Source organism: Sorangium sp. So ce302, assembly GCF_051530145.1.
Classification (GTDB): Bacteria; Myxococcota_A; Polyangia; order Polyangiales; family Polyangiaceae; genus Sorangium; species Sorangium cellulosum_B.
In genome coordinates this window covers 12,543,651-12,566,871 of sequence record NZ_CP150326.1, presented here as the reverse complement: position 1 = coordinate 12,566,871, position 23,221 = coordinate 12,543,651, and the positions used below count along the sequence as shown (strand labels likewise).

At 71.8% G+C, this 23,221-nt stretch carries 23 protein-coding genes; 9 read left to right on the top strand and 14 right to left on the bottom strand.

Going from position 1 to position 23,221, the window contains the following annotated elements:
- The first annotated feature begins 32 nt into the window (after positions 1-32).
- From WME73_RS47540 to WME73_RS47530, 3 genes are all read left to right on the top strand, one after another.
- Positions 33-1,235 carry an acyl-protein synthetase gene (locus tag WME73_RS47540; RefSeq protein WP_437913916.1) on the top strand — a complete coding sequence of 401 codons (1,203 nt, stop codon included), beginning with the start codon at positions 33-35 and terminating at the stop codon, positions 1,233-1,235.
- A complete protein-coding gene (locus WME73_RS47535; RefSeq protein WP_437748124.1) occupies positions 1,235-2,356 on the top strand; it encodes an acyl-CoA reductase in 1,122 nt (373 codons plus the stop codon). Before WME73_RS47540 ends, WME73_RS47535 begins: the two co-directional genes overlap by 1 nt.
- A gap of 133 nt (positions 2,357-2,489) precedes the next feature.
- Positions 2,490-4,052, top strand: coding sequence for a GAF domain-containing protein (locus tag WME73_RS47530; protein WP_437742899.1), 1,563 nt, complete (start codon positions 2,490-2,492; stop codon positions 4,050-4,052).
- Between the two features lie 27 nt (positions 4,053-4,079).
- On the opposite strand, the gene WME73_RS47525 is transcribed toward WME73_RS47530, so the two are convergent.
- On the bottom strand, positions 4,080-4,220 hold the full coding sequence (locus WME73_RS47525) for a hypothetical protein (protein ID WP_012241230.1): 141 nt from the start codon (positions 4,218-4,220) through the stop codon (positions 4,080-4,082).
- Positions 4,221-4,335: 115 nt separating this feature from the next.
- Here WME73_RS47525 and queD point away from each other — a divergent pair, with 115 nt between their 5' ends.
- Both queD and WME73_RS47515 read left to right on the top strand, forming a co-directional pair.
- Entirely contained in the window at positions 4,336-4,698 is a 363-nt protein-coding gene (gene queD / locus WME73_RS47520) for a 6-carboxytetrahydropterin synthase QueD (RefSeq protein ID WP_012241229.1), read from the top strand.
- 4 nt (positions 4,699-4,702) lie between these two features.
- Positions 4,703-4,987 (top strand): (2Fe-2S)-binding protein, encoded by a 285-nt coding sequence (locus WME73_RS47515; RefSeq protein WP_272096324.1) that lies wholly within the window; start codon positions 4,703-4,705, stop codon positions 4,985-4,987.
- Between the two features lie 58 nt (positions 4,988-5,045).
- On the opposite strand, the gene WME73_RS47510 is transcribed toward WME73_RS47515, so the two are convergent.
- Entirely contained in the window at positions 5,046-5,873 is an 828-nt protein-coding gene (locus tag WME73_RS47510; protein ID WP_012241227.1) for a class I SAM-dependent methyltransferase, read from the bottom strand.
- Positions 5,873-6,550 (bottom strand): HEAT repeat domain-containing protein, encoded by a 678-nt coding sequence (locus tag WME73_RS47505; protein WP_437713732.1) that lies wholly within the window; start codon positions 6,548-6,550, stop codon positions 5,873-5,875. Before WME73_RS47505 ends, WME73_RS47510 begins: the two co-directional genes overlap by 1 nt.
- A 213-nt stretch (positions 6,551-6,763) precedes the next feature.
- Between WME73_RS47505 and WME73_RS47500 the strand changes: the two genes are divergently transcribed.
- Positions 6,764-7,699: a hypothetical protein gene (locus WME73_RS47500; protein WP_437913915.1), complete on the top strand. Its 936-nt coding sequence runs from the start codon at positions 6,764-6,766 to the stop codon at positions 7,697-7,699.
- Here the strand turns inward: WME73_RS47500 and WME73_RS47495 are convergent.
- Positions 7,681-8,370 (bottom strand): response regulator transcription factor, encoded by a 690-nt coding sequence (locus WME73_RS47495; RefSeq protein WP_437713728.1) that lies wholly within the window; start codon positions 8,368-8,370, stop codon positions 7,681-7,683. The genes WME73_RS47500 and WME73_RS47495 overlap by 19 nt on opposite strands.
- Positions 8,371-8,560: 190 nt before the next feature.
- Complete coding sequence (locus WME73_RS47490) at positions 8,561-10,915, bottom strand: hypothetical protein (RefSeq protein ID WP_437913914.1); 2,355 nt, start codon at positions 10,913-10,915, stop codon at positions 8,561-8,563.
- A gap of 694 nt (positions 10,916-11,609) precedes the next feature.
- Here WME73_RS47490 and mgtE point away from each other — a divergent pair.
- The gene (mgtE, locus tag WME73_RS47485; RefSeq protein WP_437742894.1) at positions 11,610-12,995 is read left to right on the top strand and encodes a magnesium transporter; all 1,386 of its coding nucleotides are present in this window, start codon (positions 11,610-11,612) and stop codon (positions 12,993-12,995) included.
- Between the two features lie 256 nt (positions 12,996-13,251).
- Positions 13,252-13,872 (top strand): single-stranded DNA-binding protein, encoded by a 621-nt coding sequence (locus WME73_RS47480; protein WP_437913913.1) that lies wholly within the window; start codon positions 13,252-13,254, stop codon positions 13,870-13,872.
- A 122-nt stretch (positions 13,873-13,994) separates the two neighbouring features.
- Here WME73_RS47480 and WME73_RS47475 read toward each other — a convergent pair whose 3' ends face one another.
- The 4 genes from WME73_RS47475 to WME73_RS47460 all read right to left on the bottom strand — a co-directional run bounded on the left by WME73_RS47475 (position 13,995) and on the right by WME73_RS47460 (position 17,206).
- The gene (locus tag WME73_RS47475; RefSeq protein WP_437742892.1) at positions 13,995-14,657 is read right to left on the bottom strand and encodes a hypothetical protein; all 663 of its coding nucleotides are present in this window, start codon (positions 14,655-14,657) and stop codon (positions 13,995-13,997) included.
- On the bottom strand, positions 14,638-15,003 hold the full coding sequence (locus WME73_RS47470) for a MerR family transcriptional regulator (protein ID WP_437742891.1): 366 nt from the start codon (positions 15,001-15,003) through the stop codon (positions 14,638-14,640). The genes WME73_RS47475 and WME73_RS47470 overlap by 20 nt, the downstream gene beginning before the upstream one ends.
- A gap of 11 nt (positions 15,004-15,014) precedes the next feature.
- On the bottom strand, positions 15,015-15,320 hold the full coding sequence (locus WME73_RS47465) for an integration host factor subunit alpha (RefSeq protein ID WP_012241218.1): 306 nt from the start codon (positions 15,318-15,320) through the stop codon (positions 15,015-15,017).
- A 320-nt stretch (positions 15,321-15,640) separates the two neighbouring features.
- Entirely contained in the window at positions 15,641-17,206 is a 1,566-nt protein-coding gene (locus tag WME73_RS47460; RefSeq protein ID WP_437913912.1) for a glycosyltransferase family 2 protein, read from the bottom strand.
- 511 nt (positions 17,207-17,717) lie between these two features.
- Between WME73_RS47460 and WME73_RS47455 the strand changes: the two genes are divergently transcribed.
- On the top strand, positions 17,718-18,758 hold the full coding sequence (locus WME73_RS47455; protein ID WP_437913911.1) for a hypothetical protein: 1,041 nt from the start codon (positions 17,718-17,720) through the stop codon (positions 18,756-18,758).
- An 81-nt stretch (positions 18,759-18,839) separates the two neighbouring features.
- On the opposite strand, the gene WME73_RS47450 is transcribed toward WME73_RS47455, so the two are convergent.
- The 5 genes from WME73_RS47450 to WME73_RS47430 all read right to left on the bottom strand — a co-directional run bounded on the left by WME73_RS47450 (position 18,840) and on the right by WME73_RS47430 (position 23,074).
- A complete protein-coding gene (locus tag WME73_RS47450) occupies positions 18,840-19,214 on the bottom strand; it encodes a response regulator (protein ID WP_437742888.1) in 375 nt (124 codons plus the stop codon).
- Between the two features lie 278 nt (positions 19,215-19,492).
- A complete protein-coding gene (locus tag WME73_RS47445; RefSeq protein WP_437742887.1) occupies positions 19,493-20,251 on the bottom strand; it encodes an ABC transporter ATP-binding protein in 759 nt (252 codons plus the stop codon).
- On the bottom strand, positions 20,248-21,048 hold the full coding sequence (locus WME73_RS47440) for an ABC transporter ATP-binding protein (protein WP_437854863.1): 801 nt from the start codon (positions 21,046-21,048) through the stop codon (positions 20,248-20,250). The genes WME73_RS47445 and WME73_RS47440 overlap by 4 nt, the downstream gene beginning before the upstream one ends.
- Positions 21,045-22,295, bottom strand: coding sequence for a branched-chain amino acid ABC transporter permease (locus WME73_RS47435; protein ID WP_437742885.1), 1,251 nt, complete (start codon positions 22,293-22,295; stop codon positions 21,045-21,047). The genes WME73_RS47440 and WME73_RS47435 overlap by 4 nt, the downstream gene beginning before the upstream one ends.
- Before the next feature lie 56 nt (positions 22,296-22,351).
- A complete protein-coding gene (locus tag WME73_RS47430) occupies positions 22,352-23,074 on the bottom strand; it encodes a ClpXP protease specificity-enhancing factor SspB (RefSeq protein ID WP_437742884.1) in 723 nt (240 codons plus the stop codon).
- Positions 23,075-23,221 lie beyond the last annotated feature (147 nt).

Here is a 23,221-nt window from a genome sequence, read left to right as displayed (position 1 = left end):
CGGAGCAGGACGCGCGTGCTATCCCGGTGCCCGTGGGACCGATAGACCAGAGCGAGGCGCTGCACCGCCGCGCGCGGGCGTTCATCGAGGCGGCGGCGCTCGGCGTGGACAGGGCGGGCTCGACAGGCGCCGGCCGAGCGGCGGCCGCCTCTCCTCCGCAGGACCAGGGCGAGCGCGGGGCGCTCCCGGAGACCTTCGATGCGCTCGCGATCGCCCTCGCCCGGCACCAGGCCGCGCATTGCGCGCCGGTGGCCCGCCTCTTCGAGGCGCGCGGCGCGGACGTCGCCGCGATGGATCACGCGGCGCAGATCCCCGCTGTGCCGTGCGACGTGTTCCGGTTCGCGCGCGTCGCGGCCCACCCGCCGGAGGCGGACGAGCGCGTCTTCCGCACGAGCGGAACCTCCCTCGGCGCGGCGTCCCGCGGCGAGCACCCGTTCCGCACGACCGCCACGTACGAGCTGGCCGCGCTCGCGTGGGGGGAGCGCCTGCTGTGGCCCGACGGCGCGCGGCTCCGGGCGATCGTCCTCGCGCCGCCGCTCCACGAGGCGCCGGACTCGTCGCTCGGGTTCATGATCGACCGCTTCGCCGCGCGCCTCTCGGGGCCGGCGAGCTGGCACGTTCGTGGCGGCGAGCTCGACGCCGCGGGGTTCGCCCGCGCGTGCGCCGAGGCGCGCGCCTCGGGAGAGCCGGCGCTCGTGCTCGGCACGTCGTTCGCCTTCGTGCACCTGATCGAGCACCTGATCGGGGCGCGGCTGCCCGAGGGCGCGGCGCTGCTGCCCGAAGGGAGCCGGGTCATGCAGACCGGCGGCTACAAGGGCCGCTCGCGCGAGGTGCCCGCGGAGGAGCTGCGGGCGTCGATCGCGCGGGCGCTGGGGGTTCCCCTCTCGCACGTGGTGAGCGAGTACGGCATGACCGAGCTCTCCAGCCAGCTCTACGAGGGCACGCTCGCGGCGGCGCTCGCCGGCGCACCGGGCGCGGCGCCGGGGCTGTACCTCGCGCCTCCCTGGACGCGCGTCACCGCGGCGGACCCCGAGACGCTCGCGCCGCTCCCTGCCGGGGCGATCGGGCTCGCGCGGATCGTCGATCTCGCGAATGTCGACTCGGCGGTCGCCATCCAGACCGCCGACCGCGTGCGCGTCACCGCGGAGGGCGTCGAGCTCCTGGGTCGCGCGTCCGGGGCGCCGCCGCGCGGCTGCTCGATCGCGATGGACCAGATGCTCGGCGGCGGGCCGTGATGATGGACGACGGCGCGGCGCGGCGCCTCCGGGTCGAGCGCGCGGTCGCCGCGGCGGCGCGGCTCGCGGACGCGCGCGATCCGCTGGGCGAGGAGGCGCGCCAGCGGTTGCCTTCCACGAGCGGCCTCTCGCCCGAGGGCGTGGAGCTCGCGCTCGACCGCCACCTCGAGGTCGCGCCGAGCGACGGCGAGCTCGACGCGCTCGTGGCGTCCTCGGGGCGCGCGCGCCGCTGCCACGTGGTCCTGGCGGCCAACGTCTGCACGGCGCCGCTGCGGGCCATCGCCGTCGCGACGGCCACAGCGCCGGAGGTCTTCGTGCGCCCGTCCCGCCGCGATCCCGTCGTCGCGGAGCTCCTCGTGCGCGCGCTGCAGGCCGACGAAGGCTTCCGCCGCGGCGGCGGGGCCATCGCGCTGGTCGCCGACATCACGCTCGGGGACGCCGGAGCGGCGGCCGGCGAGCGGGTTCCCGGGGATCTGCCGCACGCCGAGCTGCACGTCTACGGCTCGGACCAGACCGTGGCGACGCTGCGGGCCCAGGCCGGCCCGGGCGTGCTCGTGCGCGGGCACGGCGCCGGCCTGGGGCTCGCCGTCGTCGGCCTGGACGCGAACCTCGTCGAGGCGGCGCGGGACATCGCTGCGGACGTCGTGCCGTTCGATCAGCGCGGCTGCCTGTCGCCGCGCTTCGCGCTGGTGGAAGGCCCGGCCGAGCGCGCGGAGGCGCTCGCGCGCGGCCTGCACGAGGCGCTCGAGGAGGCGGGCGCGCGCGTCCCGCGCGGGCCGCTCGACGGCGCCGCCCGCGCGGAGGTCACCATGTACCGGGCCACGCTCGACGCCGTGGGCTCGTTCTGGGAAGGTCGAGGACACGGGGTCGGCCTGGATCCGGCGCCGCGAGCGCTTCTGCTGCCGCCGGCGGCGCGCGTCGTCCACGTGGCGGCGAGCAGCGCCGAGGCCGCTCCGGCGCTGCTCGCGCCGATCCGCGGCGCGATCACCGCGATCGGCGCGGGCGGAGGCGGGATGCTCGCGCGCGCGGCGGCCGCGGCTGCCCCGCGCGCCCGGCTCTCCGCGCTCGGGCGGATGCAGCGCCCGCCCCTCGACGGCCCCGTCGATCTGCGGACGGCCTGACGTCCAGCTGCCCGCGCTGGCGGCTCGCAGCGAGCGCGCACGTCGCGCGGCCACGCCGTCCAGACCGCGACACGATCGGGACGTGGTGGGAGCAAGGTGCGCTCGAGCGACGGTGTGTGATAGCGATCATGGCATGTCGTCGCGCACCGATCCGAAGGCGACCCATCCGCCCACGGAGCTCGAAGCGATCGCGAGCCCGTCGGCGACGCCGTCCGGCGTGGAGGGCTCACGGGACAGCCTCGTGAACCGCGCGCTGGACGAGCTCCGCCCCGACGAGGAGGACGCGTCCCTCTCGAGCGATCCGGCCGGCAGCTCGGCCCGCGTCGCGAACGCCGACGATGAGGGCGCGCCGCCGTCGGTCGCCTCCGCGAGGATCCAGGTGCGCCGCGACGAGCGCCTGGATCTCGTGATCGAGTACCTGGCCTTCGTGGCGAAGCCGATGCCGCTGTCGCTCCTCCTCGACGAGGCGCCGCAGCGGATCGCCGCGATCCTCGGCGCCGACGTGGCCTCGCTGTACCTCCTCGAGGGCGACGGCGACGAGCTGGTGCTGCGAGGCAACGTCGGCTTTCCGCGCGAGGCGCGCGGCACGGTGCGGCTCTCGGTCGGGCAGGGCATCACGGGCATGGCGGTCGAGTGCCTGCGGCCGATCTCGGTCGTCCAGGCGACCGAGCACGAGCGCTATCGAGCGTTCCCTGAGCTCCGTGAAGAGCGCTTCCCGGTCTTCCTCGCGGCGCCCATCCTCGGCAGCGGCCGCCCGCTCGGCGCCCTCGTCGTGCAACGGGCGGGCGATCGCGCCTTCACGGCGCGGGACGTCGAGCTCGTCATGGCGCTGACCGCTCCGATCGCGGCCGGCGCTCGCCACGCGCAGGTGCTCGACGAGCTGCGCGAGCGGCGGCGGCGCACGGGCGGTGGCACGCGCAAGGTCACGCTGCCGGGGTTGCCCGTCGTCGCCGGGCGCGCGCTCGGCGCCATCGCGGCCCTGCGGCGGCCGGCGACCTCATCGCTCGGCGCGCGGCAGGGCAGCGGCGATCCGAAGCTCCTGCGGCTCGCGTTCGACATCGCGGAGAAGGCGCTCCTCGACCTCAACGCCCGCGCAGCGAAGCGAGGGCTCGCGCAGGAGGCGGCGTTCCTCTCGACCTACCTCCTGATGATCGGCGACGGCCGCCTGCGCGCGCGCGCCTTCGAGCTCGCGGCCAGCGGGCGCAACGTCGCGCAGGCGCTCGGGACGGTCGCTCGCGAGGTGGCGCGGGCCGCCAACGGGATCGTCGGTGACCCGTTCCTGCAGGATCGCGCCCGTGACATCGAGGATCTCTGCGATGCGATCCTGATGCTGGCGACCCCGGATGCCCGGGCCGAGCTCCCGTCGAAGGCGGTCCTCGTGGGAGACCAGCTGACGGTCTTCGACCTCTTGATCTCCGCCCGGGCCCACCCGGTGGGCGTCGCGCTCAGCGACCGGTCCGGGCCGCGCTCGCTCGTGCTCCTCCAGCTGCTCGGCGTGCCGTCGATCGTGGATGTGGCGGGGGCGTTCCGCTGGGCGTCGCCAGGAGACGTAGCGCTCCTCGACGCGGACCACGGCTTCCTGGTGATCAACCCGTCCCGGGCCGAGGTCGCGACCGTTCGCGCGGCGCGACGCAAGGGACCCGCGTCGCCGGAACCCGACGAAGACGACGACGAAGAGGACGAGCCGGCGAACTGAGCACTGGCCGGGGCCAGTGCTCGCGGCTCAGCTGCCGGACCGCGCGGCGGCGGCCGGCTCGGCCGGCGTTCCCTGGGCGCTCTGCAGCTCCTTCTTGGCGCGCCAGTTTGCCAGGCGCTTCGTATCGCGACGCTTCTTCTTGGCTCTCACTGCGGGCTTCTGCGGCATGGCCGGCGGTATAGTCGCTCGAGCCCCTCGAGGGAACCCCGTACCTCACGCCGCCCCCTGTTCAGGCCACGGGGCGTTGACGCCCCACGGCGACCGCCCCATGACCGCTGCTCCGATGAACGTCCGTCTCGTACACGAGTTCCGCTTCGAGGCCGCCCACCGCCTTCCCAAGGTGCCGCAGGGGCACAAGTGCGCGCGCCTCCACGGTCACAGCTTCAAGGTCGAGGTCGCGATCCGCGGCCCAGTGAACGAGGAGACGGGGTGGTTCATCGATTACAGCCACCTCTACGAGGCCTGGGCTCCCCTCCACGACCTGCTCGATCACCACTACCTGAACGAGGTCCCCGGGCTGGAGAACCCGACGAGCGAGGTGCTCGCACGGTGGATCTGGACCCGCCTCGCGCCGTCGCTGCCGTCCTTGAACCGGGTCACCATCTTCGAGACCTGCGACGCCCGCTGCGAGTACGAGGGCGACTAGGTCGATGAAGACGCTCGTCTGCCGCTGCGAGGACGTCACGCTGCACGAGCTCGAGGCCGCGATGGATCGCGGCTACAAGGACATCGAGTCCGTCAAGCGCTACACGGGCTTCGGCACCGGCTGGTGCCAGGGCAAGTGGTGCCTCGCGCTCTGCGCGCGGCTCATCGAGGAGCGCGGGGGCGACGCCCGGAAGCCGATCACCCCGCGGCCGCCGTACCACCCGGTCTCGCTAGCGGCGCTCGCCGGGCTCGACGAGCTCGGCCTCCGCGGCGGCGGGCGCGAGCGCTAGCCGCGCTCGCTGGCCGCGCTCCGCGCGATCCGCGCCCTGGCCCGATCGTCGACCGTGATCAGACGAGGGGGCGCCGAGCGCTCGCGCACCCGACGTTCACGGTCAGCTCGAAGACCCCTTCGGACCAGTATTTCGAGACCGCGTGGTGCAGGTACTTGAGCATCGAGTCGATGATCTGCGGCTCGACGTCGAGCATCGCCGTCGACTCCGGGATCACCATCAACCTCGAGATAGGATCCTCGAGGAACTCACGCCCGCTCTCGAACGACACGGCGATGAGCTGGACGTCGACCTCGACCTCGTCGAGCCCCGCGCCCTCGATCTCCTCGGCGATGGTCTCGATCGTGGGGCGGCTGACGGCGGCGGCGTCCACCGCGGCGCCGAGCTCCGAGAGGTCTTGCTTGAGCGCGCACTCCCGCGCGATGTCCGCGATCTCCGGGAACGAACCGCGCAACGGCAGCGCGATGAGCGCCTGGCCGCCGGGGACAAGGACCCGGCGCAGCTCGGCGAGGAGCTGCGCCCGCTCGCTCGGACGGCAGACCGGGTGCAGCGTGAACGCATGGGAGAAGCTCGCGTCCGGCAGCGGCGTCGGAAGGGCGTCGGCGAGCACGTAGCTCGCGTTCATCCCGGAGAACAGCGCGGCCTTGTCGCGCGCGAGCTCGAGCGCGGCGGCGGAGCCGTCGACGCCCACGAGGGTCGCGCCGGGCAGCTTGTCGGCCACGATCGCGTCGGGGAAGCCGCTCCTGCAGCCGAGGTGGACGATGCGCGCCGCCTCGGAGGGCAGCAGCATCTCGACCGCCAGCGAGGCGAAGAACGAGAGGTAGCGCGGGACGACCGCGTGCTCGAACAACACGGCGTCCGCCGCGCTCAGCGGCGGGCCGATCATCAGGCGACCCCGTCCTCCTCGTCGTCGTAGGGCGCGAGGAGGCTGAGCGCCTCTTCGGCGAGCTCGCCGATCGTGACCTCCGACGTCGCGTCGTCGCCGCCGTCGTCCGCGAGCTCGACCGTGCGCTTGTCGTCGAGCAGCGGCTGGATGAGCGGCGCATGCGCCGGGTCACCGATCTCGACCAGCGTCTCGATCGCCGCCGCGACCGCGTCCGGATCCTTGTGGCCCAGGAACTGGCTGAGCAGCTTCGGCACGCCCGGCTCCGGCACCTCGGCGATGAGGTACGGCAGCTCCGGGAGCGCCGACGAGCCCACCGGCAGCCGCTTCAGCGCGCGCTCGATCGCCTGCGCGACCTCCTTGAACCGATCGTAGGCCAGCGTTTCGATCTCCTCGCCCGCGGCCTGCCGCGCCTCGGGGTGCTCCGACGCGAGCACATCGATGAGCGCGTCGAGCGCGCGCGGCCCCTCGTGCTCGCCGAGCAGCGACGCGATACGCACCAGCCGGAGCGCCGCCTCGTCCTCGTCGTTCTCGCGCGTCGCGGCCGCGATCGCGTCCGTGAGGACATCCAGCAGCCCATCGCCGGGCATGGCCGTCAGGTCGTCGTGGAGCCGGCGAGCCGTGCGCTCCGCGTCGAACAGCTTGTTCAGGGTCGTCTCGATGGCTTGACGATTTTGCACGAAGAGGAGCTATCAACAGCGCGTCGCCTCCGCAAGCCGGCAGGCAACAAGGGCCTGTTCCTCGCGAATTCCCGTCCACGGCGGGCGCGGCCGCGCGTGCCCGGCGCCGCCCACGCCGGGGCCGCCGCGCGCAGGCCGGGCGGGACGAGCGCGCCGCCGCTGCATCGAGCTCGCCCGCCGCGCGCGATGCGGTAGACCGTTCATGGCATGCGTGTGTCCGGCTCATTGCAAGCCCGCCCGGCGAGGGCAGCGGTCTCCCCTTCCCCGCTGGTGCGCGGCGCCGCGGCGTCGGCGCTGGTCCTCGCGCTCGGCGGCATCGACGATCCCGAGCCGCCGCCGCCCGCGGTCGTCCCTCCGGCGGCCGCGGCGCGCGGCGCCGCGGGCGCGGCGGCGCTCTGCGGCCCGCGCACCGTGCCGGAGGGCGCCGCCTGCGTCCCGCTGCCTGCTCCGGGCGCGCCGCTCCCCGAAGGCGGCGCTGCGGCGCTTTCTGACCCTGCCGGTGCGCGCCCCGCCAGAGCGGGCACGCGCAGCCAGGCCCACGAGCACATCCCCCGCCGCCCGGAACGTCCGGCGAGCGCCGCCGCGTACACGTTCCCGATCGGCGCGCCGGACGCGCCGCCGGGGTTCCTCCTTGTCGAGGACGCTCCAGCCGGGGCGGGCGCGCTGCCTGCAGCGGGCTCCATCGCCGCGATCGGCGCGGCGCGGCCCGAGCCGCCGTCGTGGATCGGCGGGATCGACATCACCGCGACGCGCGGCGAGCGGGTGGCGGCGCTCAGGCTCGAGGGCCAGGAGGGGAAGGCCGAGGTCGTCTTCGTCGGCGCGCTGTCCGGGATCACGGTGGCCACGGCGCACGACGTGCGCGAGGCGCGCGACGTGGATCGCGTGCGCAGGTACCTCCTGCTCCATGGCCACCTCGATCGCCCTGGCCCCGGCGTCGTGGCGGGCGCGCGCCTCGACGCGGGCGACGTGGTCGGGTACGCCGGCGAGACGGGCAGCCCGGGCCTCGTCCGGCTGCGCCTCGAGGCGCGGCAGATCCGCGAGGGTGCGCGCATCGAAGAGCTCGATCCGAAGCGCATCACCGACGCCGCGGTGACGGTGCCTTGCGACCTCCGCAACGTCCTGCCGCTCCGTCAGGGAGCGAGCTTGTAACCGAAGCCGTAGACCGTGAGGATGTGCTCCGGCTTGTCGGGCGAGCGCTCGATCTTCTTGCGCAGCTTGACGATGAAGTTGTCGACCGTGCGGTTCGACGGCCCGGCCTCGATCCCCCAGATCTTCTGGAGGATCTCCTCGCGCGAGACCGGCTGGCCCACGCGCTCGTGCAGCAGGCGAAGGAGCTCGACCTCGTAGAACGACAGCTGATCCGAGCGCGAGCCCCGCGAGACCGTGTGCGCGGTCATGTTGATCTGCACGTTGCCGATGGAGAACACCTCGACGGGCGCCTCGGCCGGCCGGGCGGCGCGGCGGAAGAGGGCGCGCAGGCGGGCGATGAGCTCGCCCACGCTGAACGGCTTGGTCACGTAGTCGTCGGCGCCCGCGTCGAGGCCGCGGATCTTGTCGATCTCCTGGCCGCGGGCCGTCAGCATGATGATCGGCACGAACGCGTCCCAGCGCCGCAGATCCTCGCAGACCTTGAAGCCGTTGGTGTCGGGGAGCATGAGGTCGAGGAGGATGGCGTCCGGCTTCTCCTGCCGCGCGAGCAGCACGCCGTCCTTCCCCTTCGAGGCCGACGCCACCGAGAAGCCCTCGAACTCGAGGGCGTCCGTCAGCCCCAGCACGATGTGGGGCTCGTCCTCGATGATGAGAATCTTCTTCCGTGCCACCACGACGGAGTCCGGTCTTAGCACAAAACCGGGCAGGTCCCTCCCGGCGCTCCGCCGGCCGGCTCGCTGGAGCCGCTCCGGAGCCGCAAAGCGCCACAAAAGCGCCGCGGGGCGCGACCTCACGATCGCACCCCGCGCGCCGGGCTCAATCAGACGCTAGCTGACGCTAGCTGACGCCCGCTGACGTCGCCTACTCGCCGGAGCAGGTGATGAACAGCGTGGCCCCTTGCTGGGCTTCGCCCTTGCCCGTGAAACGGATCTTGCGCTGCTCGGTCGACGGGCAGTCGGCCACGATGGCGGCATCGCCGAGCCGGATCGACGGGTCGACGTAGCACCACCCGTGCACGTCTTCGATGTCGCCGACGTTGGTCCTGCACGCGTTGGCCCCGTCGGCCTCGAGCTGCTGGATCTCGCACACGCAGTCCCAGCCGGACGCCTTCGCGATGTCGAGCGAGAGCACCTCGTCCTTCGCCGCCGTATGAGCGCCCGTCACGTCGAGGCGCCCCGGCGTCCTCTCATCCGCGCAGTTGCACTGGCCCTGCGAGTTGCGCGCCTCGAGGATCAGGCAGGAGACCTGCTGGTCCGCGTCCGGCGTCAAGGTGCGCGGCAGGCACTGGCCGCCGAGCACCGTCTTCAGGCGATCGATGATGGCGCCGATCGCCGGCCGGTAGCCGTAGTCGGCCGCGTCGTCGTTGTTGAGCTGGCGCGGGCACACCGAGCCGACGATGCCCTGGGGGCCGAGCTCCCGGATGAGCTGCAGCTCGCGGAGGCCCGGGTAGGCCTTCGCCTTGATCTGCGTCGTCGACCTGGGCGCCGGATCCTCCTGGTTGTTCCCCGCTTCCGGCTCGCACAGCGGGTTGTCGGTCGCCTGACCCCCCACCGCTCTGCAGTCGCAGCTCTGAGCCGTCCCGTCGCAGGTCTTCACCGCGTCCACGGGGAGATCGAAGATGCAGGCATACTGGAGGTCCCCCGTGCTGTCCGGCGGGATCGTGTACTCGCGGCCGTTGATGCCGTTCCAGCCCGTCGCCTGCGGCCCGACGATCGCATCGCCCGTGATCGGGTTCATGCCCGAGCGAGGCTTCATCGACTCGATCATGAAGGGATCCTTCGGCGCCTGGTACTTCGCGGGATCGCCGAGGATGAGCTCCCAGGTGCTGGCGGCGCCGGCCACGGGCGCGCTGAGCTCGTCGGAGTTCTTGAACCCACCGACCGGCTCGCCGTCCTGGTTGAGGCCGTTCAGCAGGTCGGGCTGGCCTTCCGCGTTCTGACGCGCGATGTCCTGCCACGGCACGCCGACGATACCGGCGAAGAAGACGAGCCCGGGATCGCGGACGTTGGAGTCGAGGTCGTCCGGGTTCGGATCGCTGAAGATCGGGTTCGGGACCAGCTCGCCCCTGCGGTTCGGGATCTGCGCCTCGGTGAAGGCGCGCCGGTAGCGGTCGATCGGATAGAGGAAGTCGAAGCCGAACCGGCGCTTCTGATCCCAGCAGCGAGAGTTGACGGGGTCCTCCTCCTTGGTCAGCTGGGCGGTGTTGCCGTCCGTGCCCATGCACGCCTCATCCTTGGGGCAGTCGTCCTGTCTCTGGCTGCACGACCTGCAGCACTTGTTGCCCGGATCGGTGGCGCACTCGGTGCGCGGCCGCCACAGGCGGAAGCCTGTGGTCTCTGCCACGAGGTAGTTCTTGCCCTCCTCGCGGATCGAGCAGTCGTTCTCGTCGCTGAGCATGATGATCGCGAGGAGCGAGCTCGGCCGCAGGAAGTCGGCGCGCTGCCTCTTGACGTCGGCATCCTCGCCGGTGACGACGATGTTTTCGGTGGCCGGGTCAACGCTGATCGTCGCGTAGGGCTCCGGGTCGACGAGGAAGCGGTACACGCTCTCGAGCTGCGCCTCGAAGCCGCAGCCGGTCTGCCCCGTACCTTGGACCATCGCGGTGAGCTGCCCGACCAGCGACGTGTTGTTGAGGTCGGCGTTCGAATCGGCGGTGATATCCGCCTCGCCGTCGTTCGGATCCGGCGTCTCCGGCTCGCCGTCGAGCTTCTGATCTGGATCCCAGGCCAGGAAGCCCAGGTTGAGGTAGGTCGGGATGTCGTTGACGTCGGAGTTCTCGTCGGTGCGCGCGAGGAGGTGCGCCATGTCCACGTTCGAGGCGCTCGTCGTCCGCTGGCAGGCGCCCGACCCGTGGCCGCCGAGGCTCGAGCTGATGATGCCGATGTGGATGTCCTTGACCGGCTCGAACTCACGCTTGTAGTCCTGCGGACAGGGCGTGTTGGGCGAGGCGACCGTGGTCGCCATCGTGCCGTCCTTGTGGATGCAGCGCGGGTTGACGAGACCCTGGACGAGGTCGGGGATCGCGGTGGCGAGGATGGCCTGCTTGTCGGCCATCGAACCCGAGTTGTCGATCGCCAGGAGGAGATCGATCTTGTCGACCGAGCTCTGCGTCAGCCGCTCGACGATCGTCGACGTCGACCGGGGCTTGTTCTCGGCGATGGGGCGGCTCAGACATCCGAAGGCGCTGCCTGTGCCCGCGATCAGCAGGCCCGCCATGGCGAACCTCACCGCGCCCCTCCACGGGCGCCTGCTCTCACGCTCTATCCGCGTCATATTCGACTTTCCTTTCGACCACCGATCCAGTTGCGCGGCGGTCAAGCCACCGAAAAGGCCCGCCGTCCACGGGCCCATGACCGACTTCCGCAGGCGATCCACGGCTCGACGGGAGCCCGATGCTAGGGACCCGACCGGAAGGCTGTCAATTCGACCCGGCCGGCCCCGCTCGACCCCGCGAAGGGGTCCCGTAGCAAACGAGATGCCGCCGCCGCAGACCCGTGCCCTCCATGCCCCGCGCGCCGCCGCGACGTCAACCTGATTGCGCGACAGCCAACGCAGTAGGCGACCCGCCCCTCAACCTGGGTCGACCTGGCTCCTCCGACCTGGTCCTCAACCTGGGTCGGCCAATAAGGAAAGTTCACTCATCACTGTATTGCAAACCACTCCTTCACGGGTCGCGGGAGCCCAGCCTCCATCGCGCGCGACCGGCGCTCGTGGGAGGCCCAACCTCGGTCGGCTGGGAGGCCCAACCTCGGTCGGCCGCGGCACCGCAACCCAACCTCGGTCGATGCGGGGAGCTGGGTGGGTCGCCGGGGAGCTGGGTGGGTCGCCGGGGAGCTGGGTGGGTCGCGGGCCCGGCGCCGGTGGGGTTTGCCGCTTCCCAGCAGAGCCGAGTTGTGGTCAGTGCCCGGGCATGTTGCGCGTCGCCCTCGCCATGGTCCCGGAGGTACGGCAGCTGCTCACCGAGGATCCGGCGCAGCTCTCCGACCTGCTGGACGAGATCCACGACGAGGACCTCGCCGACCTCATCGGCCTGCTGGACGACGCCGAAGCGGCGAAGGTCCTGATGGCGCTCAGGGCCGAGGAGGCCGCGCCCATCTTCGAGCGCCTCGACGGCGAGACCCAGGAGGCGCTCGTCGAGCAGATGGGCATCGAGAGCATCGCGCCGATCGTCTCCGAGATGGCGGCCGACGACCGCACGGACCTCATCGAGGCCCTCCCGGACCAGGTCAGCGGCACGCTGCTCTCCACGCTGGAGAAGGTCGACCCCGAGGCGGCGGCCGAGGTCGAGGAGCTCGCCAAGTGGCCCGAGGACAGCGCCGGCGGCCTCATGACCACCGACTACGTGTCGGTGGGCATCCACCTCACGGTCGCCGACGTGATCGAGCGCATCCGCGCCGTCGGTGAGGACGCCGAGACGATCTACTACGTGTACATCGTCTCCGATCGCGGGCACCTCATCGGCGTCGTGTCGCTGCGCGATCTGCTGCTCGCCTCGCCGTCCGAGAAGCTCGCGGACGTGATGACCGAGAACGTCTTCGCCGTCAGCCCCGAGACCGACCAGGAAGAGGTCGCGCGGACCATGGCCAAGTACGACTTCAACGCGCTGCCCGTGCTCTCCGCGGACCGCAAGCTGCTCGGCGTCATCACCGTCGACGACGTGATGGACGTCCTCACGGAGGAGCAGTCCGAGGACATGCAGCGGCTCGGCGCGGTCGGCCCCATGGAGGACAGCTACTTCAAGACGAGCTTCTGGACGTTCATCCAGAAGCGAGCCCCGTGGCTCGCCGTGCTGTTCGTCGGCGAGTTCATGACCGGCGAGGTGCTCCGGCGTTTCGAGCACGAGCTCGAGGCCGTCGCGACGCTCGCCTACTACGTGCCCCTGCTCATCTCCACGGGCGGCAACTCCGGCTCGCAGTCGTCGTCGCTCATCATCCGCGGCCTCGCCGTCGGCGACGTGCGCGTCGGCGACTGGGCGAGCGTCCTCGTCCGCGAGCTCGGGCAGGCGGTCGTGCTCGGCCTTATCCTCTCCGCCATCGGCATGCTCCGCGTCTGGCTCTGGGGCGACGGCACCGGCTTCGTCCTGACGATCGGCGCGACGCTGATGGCGATCGTCCTCATGGGCTGCACCGTCGGCGCCATGCTCCCCCTCCTGCTCCGGCGCCTCGGCCTCGATCCGGCGACCAGCTCCACGCCGTTCATCGCGAGCCTCGTGGACGTCCTGGGGATCCTCCTCTACTTCACGATCGCCCGGCTCTTCCTGGCCGACCTCCTCGCGCAAGCCGGAGCGGGCGGGTGAGCGGAATCACGCGGAATTGCGCGGAGCCTGGCGGAATTGGACGGCCATCGGACGGCCATCGGACGGCCATCGGACGGCGATCGAGCGACGCCGCGCCGCCCGTGCCGAGGCCCACGCCGGTCCCGCCGCGCGGGCGCGCCGCGTGCTTTTCGGCGCGCCACGACCCTTGACGCGTCGGCCCCCATGGGGGAGTGAAGCAGGCGACGTTCGTTCAGCGCAGCGTGCGCTGAGAGCCCCTCCTAGGGAAGGAGTGACGATGGCCGAAGGCTTGAATCGCGTAATGCTGCTCGGCAACCTGGGCGCCGACCCAGAGCTCCGGTTCACCCAGGGGGGTCAGGCCGTCTTGAACCTGCGGCTCGCGACGACCGAGTCGTACCTGGACCGCGACAAGGTCCGGAAAGAACGGACGGACTGGCACAATGTCGTGATCTGGGGCAAGCGCGCCGAGGCCTTGGGCAAGATCCTCAGCAAGGGTTCCTCGATCTTCATCGAGGGCTCGCTCCGCACGTCGAGCTACGACGACCGGGATGGCAACAAGCGCTACAAGACCGAGGTGATCGCGAACAACGTCCTGCTGACGGGCGGGGGCCGCGGTCGCGGCGCTGTCGGCGATGACGCAGGCGCGTTCGGCGCTGATCCCGGCGGTGGCTACAGCGGCGGTGGCGGTGGCTACAGCGGCGGTGGCGGCGGCGGTGGTGGCGGCGGCGGCGGTTACAGCGGCGGCGCCGGCGGCGGCGGCCGCCCGGCGGGTGGCGGCTACAACCGCGGCGGCGGCGGTCGCCCCGCGCCGGCTGCGCAGGATCCCGGTCCTCCGCCCGACGATTTCGGCGGCGGCGGTTACGGCGGCGGCGGCAACGACGACGACATCCCGTTCTGATCGCTCCCCCTGCCCGGTCGAGTCATCAGCCTGGCGTACGCCTCTCTCTTCAACATCTCGCATCCACGCGATAGGCCCTCTCCGAGGGCCGGGCAGCTCTCCACGAGCCCCTCTTCCCCGTCCTAGGGCCGCGGCCGCGGCCGCCGCGCCAGCAGGATGGTCACCCCCGCCGCCGCGACCGCTCCGAGCGCCGCGGTCATGGCGAGGGGCTGCTCCGCGGCGAGGAAGATCGTCCGCACGAGCAGTCCCGGCTCAGGTGGCGCCACGAACACGCCCTCGAACGCGGTCGCGCCGAGCAGCGCGCCGCACCGAGCGCCCGTCCCCTGCGCAGGCTCCAGGCAGGCCAGGCTGCAGAGCGCCGCGTCGTGCTCGCTCCCGGCAAAGCCGAGCACGTGCTGCCCGCGGATCACCACCGCGCGCGCGCCAGCCCTCCCGGCTCCCTCGAACGCCTGCTCGAACCGATGCGACTGCGCGTGGATCGGCCCTGCCTCCCACCGCTCGATCGCTATCCCGAGGCCCCCCCGCACGAGCCCCGAGGCCCGATCGAGCACGAGCTCCTCCAGGCCGGTCACCCATTGCCGCGACGGGGCCGTCACGCACACCGCGCGCAGCGAGAGCCCGTCCGCCTCGACGCCCCGCAGGAGCGTCACCTTCGCGCCCGCGATCGCGGAGACGTCGATCGCGGGAAGCGCCTCCTCCGGCGCGCCGCTCGCCCCGGCCGGCAACACAAGGCGCAACCCGAGGCCCGGCGCCACGCCGTGGAGCTCAGACGCGCTCGAGCTCATCCATCAGCGCGATCACCTCGGTCCGGATCTCGACGAGGGCCGTGCGCATCCGCTGCACCTCCTCGTGGCTCGCGCCCGCGTCCGGCGTCGGCGGCTCGATGCCGCCCTCGCGCAGCTTGCGCCGCGCGCCCGCGATCGTGAAGCGGTGCGAGTAGAGCAGCTCCTTGACCTTGAGGAGCGTCTCGACGTCGCGCCGGCTGTAGACCCGCTGCCCCTTCGCCGACTTCTGCGGGCGGATGGAGCGGAACTCGGTCTCCCAGTACCGGAGCACGTGCGGCTCGACCCCCACGATGCCGGCCACCTCGCCGATCCGGTAGTACAGCTTCGCCGGAAGCTGCGCGCGCACCGCCAAGCAGTCTACTCCTCGGCCGCCGAGGCCGTCTCACGCGGGTTGAGGGCCTGCTTCAAGATCTGGCTCGCCTTGAAGTTCAGGACCCGGCGCTCCGTGATCAGGATGGGGTCGCCGGTCTGGGGGTTGCGACCCTGCCGCTGGCGCTTGTCGCGCAGCACGAAGTTGCCGAATCCAGAGATCTTGATCTTCTCCCCGCGACCCAGGGTTTCCTTCATGGTCTCGAACACGAGGTCCACCAGATCGGCAGATTCCTTCTTCGAGAACCCCCCAAGGCGGGAGTAGACCGCCTGAACGATTTCGGCTTTCGTCATGATACCCCCATCGCCCTTGCAGAAGGGGGGGACGCGCCGCAACCCCTGAAGACCGTTCAGGAAGCCGCGTGCGGTCCCCCGACCGGCCTGGAGGGCAGAATGCCAGCGTGCGTCGGTAAGGTCTAGGGGGTTACGCAGGCTTCGCCCGATGTGCACCAGGCACGCTTCGTGGAGCCCCCCGAGCAACGCAGCGCTCGGAGCGAACCTGCGACCCCACGAGCAGCGCCCCACACCTCGCACCCTCGATCCGGCGGCCAGGAATCCGGCAGGCTCACCGGCGCGACCACGGGCGCAGGATGGGCTCGGCGGCGACGATCCGCTCAGACGGCAAGATCGCCGAGGTGGCGTTCCTTCGTCGACTGCCGGGACCAGGCGCCGACGACGGCCGCCTCGCTCGGCCGCGCGTCGCTCCAGCCGACGACCGGCGCGCTCGATGCCACATCGCGGCGGCGCACGATCTGCTCCTGGACGACCAGGAACGCCACGTAGAGGTAGCCGACGGCGAAGAGCACCGCGAACGGCGTCGCGAAGTAGTGCCCCGTCTCCACGGACGCGACCACCGCGCCGCACGACAGCACCGCGAGCATCGTCTCGGTGATCGGCAGGTCCGTGCGGACCCTGTACCGGCCCTTGTTGTCGCCCTGCTTCGGCGTCCGGACGAACTCGCCGGACATGCTGCGGAGCCCCTCGATCACGGCCTTCGACAGGTACGGCGCGAGCCCCGTCCCGAGCGCGATGAGCATCGGCAGGCGCCTGACCGCGCCCCAGCGCGAGCGGCCCTGCGCCGTCTCGGCCAGCATGTAGAACGCCGCGAGCGACCCCGTCGTCGCCGTGCAGAGCGGCAGATCGATGGCGATCATCGTCAGCGTGTCGGCCGCGGGGAACAGGACGAGCGCCGGCAGCAAGAGGATGCTCAGCAGCACCAGCAGCGGGTAGGCGAAGTGCGGCGTGAGGTGGAAGAACGCCTCGATCCGCTGCCCGAGCGAGAGCTTGGCGCTCAGCACGGTCGCCATCAGCTTGCGCGCCGTCTGCACCGTCCCCTTGGCCCAGCGGTACTGCTGCGCGCGCAGCGCCGAGATGTCCTCGGGGAGCTCCGCGGGCGAGACGACATCCTCGCGGTAGATGAAGCGGTAGCCCGCGAGCTGCGCCCTGTACGACAGGTCGAGGTCCTCGGTCAGCGTGTCGTGCTGCCAGCCGCCCGCCTCGCGGATGGCGTCCTTGCGCCACATCCCCCCGGTGCCGGAGAAGTTGAACAGGAGGCCCGCGCCGAAGCGCGCGCGGTTCTCGACGAGGTGGTGGCCGTCGAGCATGAGCGCCTGCACCTGCGTGAGGATCGAGACGTCACGGTTCAGGTGGCCCCACCGCGTCTGCACCATGCCGACCGTCGGGTCCTCGAAGTGGCCGACGATGGACCGCACGAAGTCCGGCTGCGGGATGAAGTCGGCGTCGAAGATCGCGACCAGCTCGCCCTTCGCGATCTTGAGCCCCGCGTCGAGCGCCCCCGCCTTGTAGCCGACGCGGTCCACGCGGTGCAGGTACACCGCGTCGAGGCCCAGCGCGCGCAGCCGCTCGACGTGCGCGCGGACGAGGCCCTGCGTCTCGTCCGTCGAGTCGTCGAGCACCTGGATCTCCAGCTTGTCGCGCGGGTAGTCCATCTTCGCGACGGCATCGAGCAGCCGCGCCGCGACCGTCGACTCGTTGAAGAGCGGGAGCTGGATCGTCACCGGCGGGAGGTCGCGATCGGTCAGGGCCGCGACCTCCTGCGCGCGGGTGATCTTGGCGCGGTTCAGGCGACAGAGGACCACGAGATGCAGCCGGTGCAGGCCGTAGGCGCTGAGGCCGAGCAGCACGCCGAAGTAGAGGACACAGAGCAGCAGGGAGAGCATCGCGAGCACCTACCGCCGGCGGGTTGCCGTGCAGCCGTGGGACCGGGCGAGAACGCCGCTCTCCACCCCTGCAGGCGCCGGCAGACAACGAACGCGTACCATCCGCTGGATCCGAAGTTGTCAGGCACTTGTAATTCGTTGCAACTCTCTGTCGCGAGGTCCGCAAAGTTGACTTCGGCCCGAGTCGCTCCCCGCGGGAAATGACAATCACCGACAATCCCGCTTCGCCCGGGCGCGCGGCGCTGCCCGCAGGTGCGCCGCACGAACGCACGTACGCGAGCGGCGCGCCGACTCAGGGAGTCCCCGGATACTGGAGCTCCAAGTAAGGTGTTTTTGGTAAGGCTCCTCCGAAACCACGTTCGATGAGTAGGGTGCTCACCCGCTGGGCAGATTCACAGTACTGCGCGATTTCGGGGCCTGGGCAGGGGCCGCGCGCCGCGCGCCGCGTCGGCAGAGGCCCGGGGTCATCTGCGCCTGGCACCCGCGGGGGCTCGGGGCTATCGGTTCCCCGATGGATCGCGCCCTACTTAATGAACTGAAGGCTCGTCAGATCGCGTTCCTCGAGGCGCGGCTCGTCTCGGAGGCGGCGGCGCGCGACTTCCGGGAGCGGCTGCCTGCCGGCTTCGCGGCGCTGCTCGCGACGCCGCTCGGCGAGCTCGTGGACGCGGGGGCGATCGGGCGCGCGCTCGAGGCGCTGGCGGCCGAAGAGCCGCTCCGGCGGGCGGTCCGGCCCGCGGCCGCCGCGGCGCTCGCGGCGCTCGTCGAGGCGGCGCGCGCCGAGCGGCGGAGCGCGAAGGAGCTCCTGCCGGAGGGCGCCCGCGACAAGCTCGACCGCATCCTCGAGCAGCCGAAGATCGTGCCGGAGCGGCTCGTGCGCGAGGTGCTGGAGAGCGCGGCGCTCGACGCGGTGATGCGCGACGTCCTCTACGACACGCTGATGGAGTTCACCGAGAAGGTGAACCCGTTCTTCGCCGAGTGGGGCCTGCCCGCGCTCCTCAAGCGGGTCGCCCCCTTCGGCCTCGGCGGGGTCGGAAAGACGATGGGCGCGATGCGGGGCGAGTTCGAGCGGCGGCTCGAGCCGGAGATCCGCCGGTTCTTGCAGGGGTTCTCGCGCACGGCGATGCGCCAGGTGCACGACATCCTCGTCGCCAAGGGCGACACCCCCGAGTTCGTCGGCCTGCGCAAGCAGGTCGCCGCGTGGGTGCTGGAGCAGGAGATCTGCGCGCTCGTCGGTCAGCTCGACGCGAAGAGCTCGGCGATCGCCGCGGAGCTCGGCGCCGACATCGCCGCGCAGGTGCTCCGGGATCGGCCCGTCCGGACGCGGACCAGCGAGGCGATCGCGGCGTTCGTCGCGGCGCACGCGGGCGAGCCGCTCGGCGAGGCGCTGGGGCGGCTCGGGATCACGCCCGAGCTCGACGCCGGCGCGCTCGCGGACGCGCTCTGGCCCGTCGTGAGGAGCATGTGCGCGACCGGACCGGTGCGCGCCTGGCTCGCGTCCGTGGTGGAGGAGTTCTTCGACGGGTTGCCGGACGGGCTCGAGCCGTCCGCCTGAGGCGAGCCGATGCGAGAGGCGCCTGCCCCGGGTGGCACCCGGCCCGCGGTGAGCGCGGGCCCCATCCGAGGCCGGCCGCGGTCAGCCCATGGCCGAGGCGTCGGCCACAGCAGACTCGATGTACGCGAGGCCGCGCGACGGACACGCGGGCACCGTGGGCGCGAACGCCTCCATGTCCAGGATGAGCTCGGGGCCGACCGCGGGCGTGAGCACCACGACGGGCACGCGCGGCGACATGCGGCGGAGCTCCTCCATCTCGCTGTGGAGCTCCGCCTCCTCCCGGGGCACGAGCACCATCACATGAGGACGCCAGCGGGCAAGCACGTCACGCGCATGGCCGAGCCCGCAGCACGTCTCCACCGTGTAGTCCCGGGATGAGAGGAAGTGGACGAGCGGCTGGGAGTTGCTGGCGTCGTCATCGATCACCAGAACGCGGGTCGTGCGCTCAATCTCCATGGGTATCCCCCGTCAGCGGCCGGCTCTGGCCGCCGCTGTGAAGACCAGGTCTTCATGACCTGGCTCACAGTGACCATACTCCATATTCGGCAAAGAGCGATATCAATCGCGCCTCAGCGCATCACGCGATGCGTTGATACGCGCTTGAAACACCAGCGCTCTCTGCCTGTTTCTTTTCTGATCCGCTGTGATCCGCCGTGATCCGCGATGGCCCGTCTGCGACCCGCTCGGGGAGCCGCGACGCGCCGACGAGCGCCGGCGCGGGAGCGGGAGCGGGATCAGCCGCCGAGGTAGGCCGCGCGGATCTCTTCGTTCGCCGCGAGATCCTTCGACTCGCCGCTCATGGCGATCTGCCCAGTACGGAGCACGTAGGCGCGCGTCGAGTACTTGAGCGCCAGTCGGGTATTCTGCTCGACGAGGAGTACGGTTGTTCCCGACGCCGCGATCTTGGCGATCGACTCGAAGATGTCCGCGACGAGCCGCGGCGCGATGCCGAGCGAGGGCTCGTCGAGGAGCAGCATGGCGGGGCGCGCCATCATGGCGCGGCCGATCGCGAGCATCTGCTGCTCGCCGCCGGAGAGCGTGCCGCCGTGCTGGTGCATGCGCTCGCCCAGCCGGGGGAAGAGCTTCACCACGTCGCCGACGGTCTCCGCCATGGTGGGGCCGTGCTTGTGGCACCACGCGCCGAGCTCGAGGTTCTCGCGGACGCTGAGGTTCGAGAAGATCGCGCGCCCCTCCGGGACGAGCGAGATGCCGGCCGCGACGAGCTCCTCCGTCGAGACGGACGCGAGGTCCTTGCCGTCGTAGCGGATGCGGCCGGAGGCGATCGGGAGGAGGCGGACGATCGTCTTCAGCGTGGTCGTCTTGCCGGCGCCGTTCGCGCCGATCATCGCCACGATCTCGCCGCGCCGCACCTCGAGGCTGACGCCCTTGAGCGCCTTGATGCCGCCGTAGCTGACCGCGAGATCGTCGACGACGAGCAGGGGGTCGCCGGGGGCCACCGAGGGGGGCTGCCGCGTCGGATGCGATGTCTTCATGCGGGCTCCTCCGCCGCCGCGCCGGCCGCCTCGTCGTCGATCTCCTCGCCGAGGTACGCGGCGAGGACCTTCGGGTCCCTGCGCACGACCTCCGGGGTGCCGTGCGAGATGGTCTCGCCGTGATCGAGGACGTGGATCTCCTCGCACACCCCCATCACGACCTGCATGTTGTGCTCGACCAGCACGACCGTGATGTCGAAGGTGTCGCGCAGCCAGCGGATCTGCTGCTTGAGCCCCTCGGCCTCGCCGTAGTTCATGCCCGCCGCCGGCTCGTCGAGCAGGAGCAGCCTCGGCTTGAGCATCATCGCCCGGGCGATCTCGAGGCGGCGCTGGTTGCCGTACGAGAGCGACGTCGAGATCTCGTCGGCCATGTCCTCCAGCTTGAACACCGAGAGGAGCGAGAGGGCGCGCTCGGTCATCTCCTGCTCGTCCTTGAAGAAGAACGGCGAGCGCAGCAGGGCGGACGCGAGCGTGGATCTCCGCAGGTTCTCGCAGGCGACGAGCACGTTCTCGAGCACCGTGAGCTGGCCGAAGAGGCGGATGTTCTGGAACGTGCGGGCGATGCCGAGGCGCGCGATCTGGCTCGGCCGGAGCGGCGCGAGGTCGGTCCCGCCGAAGCGGATCGCGCCCTCGTCGTGCTTGTAGACGCCGGTGATCAGGTTGAACACCGTCGTCTTGCCCGCGCCGTTCGGGCCGATGAGCCCGAAGATCGAGCGCTCGGGCACGGTGAAGGAGACGCCGCCGACGGCCCGCAGGCCGCCGAACCGCTTGGTCACGTGCTTCAGATCGAGGTTCACTCGAGCTCCCTCCCGGCCGGCTTGCCCTCGCGGCCGACGGTGATGCCGGGCGGCGGCTCATCGGGCGGCGCGCCAGGGCTCGGCAGCGCGCCCTCGTGCCCGGCGCCCGCCTCCACGCCGGTCGTGGCGGGGACGGGCTCGGCCGGGCCCACCGGGAAGCGCTTCCTGCGCGACCAGCGCCGGCCGAAGAGCTCGCGCTCGCCGAACAGCCCCTCGGGGCGGAGGACCATCAGCCCGATGAGGATGCCCGCGTAGAGCACCATCCTGAGGGCGTTCAGATCGAGCGCGGGGTAGGCCGCCTTCAGGGCGAGGACGCTGTCGAGGCCCTGCAGCTGCTCGATGAGCTTCACCGTGAAGGTCACGAACACGCCGCCGAGGATCGCCCCGGAGACGCTGCCCGAGCCGCCGAGGATCACCATCGTGATGGCGTCGAACGAGTAGTTGAACGTGAACTGGTCCGGCTGGACCGTGGGGTTGCCGTCGCGCATCGACGAGAGCAGGGCGCCGGCGATGCCGCCGCCGGCGGCGGAGATGACGAACGACGTGACCTTGTAGCGCGTCGGATCGACGCCCACCGCGGCGGAGGCGATCTCGTCCTCGCGGAGGGCGCGCAGCGCGCGGCCCCAGCCGGAGAACTTCAGCCGCCAGGCGAGGATCGTCGCGAGCACGACGGAGCCGAAGATCCAGAACGGGCCGGCGTACTGCGGCACGCCGGTGTCGTCGGGGCCGGCGTAGCCGATCGGGCCGCCGAGCGCCCCGAGGAGCTTGCCGACCGCCCCCTGGTCGGGGCCGCCGGTCGTCGCCGTCGCGATCGTCAGGCGGAAGATCTCGGCGAACCCCAGGGTCACGATGGCGAGGTAGTCGCCGCGCAGCCGGAGGCTCGGCAGGCCGACCACGAGGCCGAAGAGGGCCGCGACGAGCCCGGACGCGAGCAGCGCCGCGGGCATCACGACGAACGAGTTGCCGAAGAGCGGCTCGCCGCCGCCGAGGTGCTGGTGCAGGTTGCCGGCGACGACCGCCCCGGTGTACGCGCCGATCCCGACGAAGCCGGCGTGGCCGATCGAGAACTGGCCGGCCATTCCGTTGATGACGTTGAGCGAGAGCGCCGCGATGACGTTGACCATCGCGAACAGGGCGAGCTGACGCCAGGCAGCGTCCGGCAAGAGGGTCTCGAAGCCGAACTCGAGGGCGACGACGACGCCGAGGAGCAGGAGCGCAGTGAGGATGCGCTGCAACGGTCGAGGCATGGCCGGCCAGAGTTGGAATGGCCGAGCCGCACCGTCAAGCAGTAGCGTCAGTAGCGTTACTTGATGACCCGCAAATAGGGGGGCAGTTCGCGCTTCGGCTTGCCCGCCCCTTGGCGAGGCTTGGGCTCGGGCTCACCGGAGCCACCCGATTCGTCGTCTTCGCGCTCCTCGGTGGAGCGCACCGGCGCGAGGGCCGGCACCGGCGCGAGCGGCCTCACGGGCGCGCCGGCGTCCCGCGCCGGGGCCTCGCCCGCGCCGAGGCGCTCGCCGGCCTCCACGGACTCGAGCTGGGGGCGCGCCCTGTCGCGCGCCGGCGCCTCGTCCGCCGCCTCGTCGCTCCGCTCGTCGTCGCCGCTGGGGGGCGCGACGGCGGCGAGCCGGGGGCGCGGCCTCTTGGCGGGCTTCTGCGGCGGGGCGACGGCGGGGCGCTGCTGCTTCTGCGCGGCGAGATCGGCCGGGATGTCCTCGGGCCACACCATGCCGCGCTGGTCCTCGCTCACGAGCGCCCAGATCGCGTGCCACGGCAAGCGGCACCAGAACGGCGCGCGGTTGAACGACAGGGTGCAGCTGATCCCGTCGTCGTCCACCTTGAGGTCGGGGATGGCGATCGCCATGTTCATGCCGACCTGGAGGATCAGCTGCGGCTGTCCCGTGAACCACTTGGGGACGGAGACACCGGGCCGGCGCGGATCGAGGTGGATGAACACGCTCGGCTCTCGCTCGAGGAGGGCCAGCGCGACGTCCTTTTTCGGCGGGAGCGGTCTCTGCACGTCGGACATCGTACTGCTCTGCCCAATACCCCGGACCGCGCGGCTCCGCCAGCGCTTCGGGGAGGCCACGCGCCGAGCAGCGTGCCGGGTGAGCAGGCCGCCGCGCCCCCGCCACCAGGCGCTCCAGCAGATCTGTAGAAAACGCGCTGTGAGCGC

Excerpts from the sequence above, each read along its gene's own strand:
- WME73_RS47525 (WP_012241230.1), bottom strand. The coding sequence starts at position 4,220 with ATGCCGCAGAAGCCCGCAGTGAGAGCCAAGAAGAAGCGTCGCGATACG.
- WME73_RS47530 (WP_437742899.1), top strand. The coding sequence starts at position 2,490 with ATGTCGTCGCGCACCGATCCGAAGGCGACCCATCCGCCCACGGAGCTC.
- WME73_RS47510 (WP_012241227.1), bottom strand. The coding sequence starts at position 5,873 with ATGATCGGCCCGCCGCTGAGCGCGGCGGACGCCGTGTTGTTCGAGCAC.
- mgtE (WP_437742894.1), top strand. The coding sequence starts at position 11,610 with ATGTTGCGCGTCGCCCTCGCCATGGTCCCGGAGGTACGGCAGCTGCTC.
- WME73_RS47475 (WP_437742892.1), bottom strand. The coding sequence starts at position 14,657 with ATGAGCTCGAGCGCGTCTGAGCTCCACGGCGTGGCGCCGGGCCTCGGG.
- WME73_RS47455 (WP_437913911.1), top strand. The coding sequence starts at position 17,718 with ATGGATCGCGCCCTACTTAATGAACTGAAGGCTCGTCAGATCGCGTTC.
- WME73_RS47450 (WP_437742888.1), bottom strand. The coding sequence starts at position 19,214 with ATGGAGATTGAGCGCACGACCCGCGTTCTGGTGATCGATGACGACGCC.
- WME73_RS47490 (WP_437913914.1), bottom strand. The coding sequence starts at position 10,915 with ATGGCGGGCCTGCTGATCGCGGGCACAGGCAGCGCCTTCGGATGTCTG.
- WME73_RS47465 (WP_012241218.1), bottom strand. The coding sequence starts at position 15,320 with ATGACGAAAGCCGAAATCGTTCAGGCGGTCTACTCCCGCCTTGGGGGG.
- WME73_RS47515 (WP_272096324.1), top strand. The coding sequence starts at position 4,703 with ATGAAGACGCTCGTCTGCCGCTGCGAGGACGTCACGCTGCACGAGCTC.
- WME73_RS47435 (WP_437742885.1), bottom strand. The coding sequence starts at position 22,295 with ATGCCTCGACCGTTGCAGCGCATCCTCACTGCGCTCCTGCTCCTCGGC.
- queD (WP_012241229.1), top strand. The coding sequence starts at position 4,336 with ATGAACGTCCGTCTCGTACACGAGTTCCGCTTCGAGGCCGCCCACCGC.
- WME73_RS47480 (WP_437913913.1), top strand. The coding sequence starts at position 13,252 with ATGGCCGAAGGCTTGAATCGCGTAATGCTGCTCGGCAACCTGGGCGCC.
- WME73_RS47430 (WP_437742884.1), bottom strand. The coding sequence starts at position 23,074 with ATGTCCGACGTGCAGAGACCGCTCCCGCCGAAAAAGGACGTCGCGCTG.
- WME73_RS47535 (WP_437748124.1), top strand. The coding sequence starts at position 1,235 with ATGATGGACGACGGCGCGGCGCGGCGCCTCCGGGTCGAGCGCGCGGTC.
- WME73_RS47445 (WP_437742887.1), bottom strand. The coding sequence starts at position 20,251 with ATGAAGACATCGCATCCGACGCGGCAGCCCCCCTCGGTGGCCCCCGGC.
- WME73_RS47460 (WP_437913912.1), bottom strand. The coding sequence starts at position 17,206 with ATGCTCTCCCTGCTGCTCTGTGTCCTCTACTTCGGCGTGCTGCTCGGC.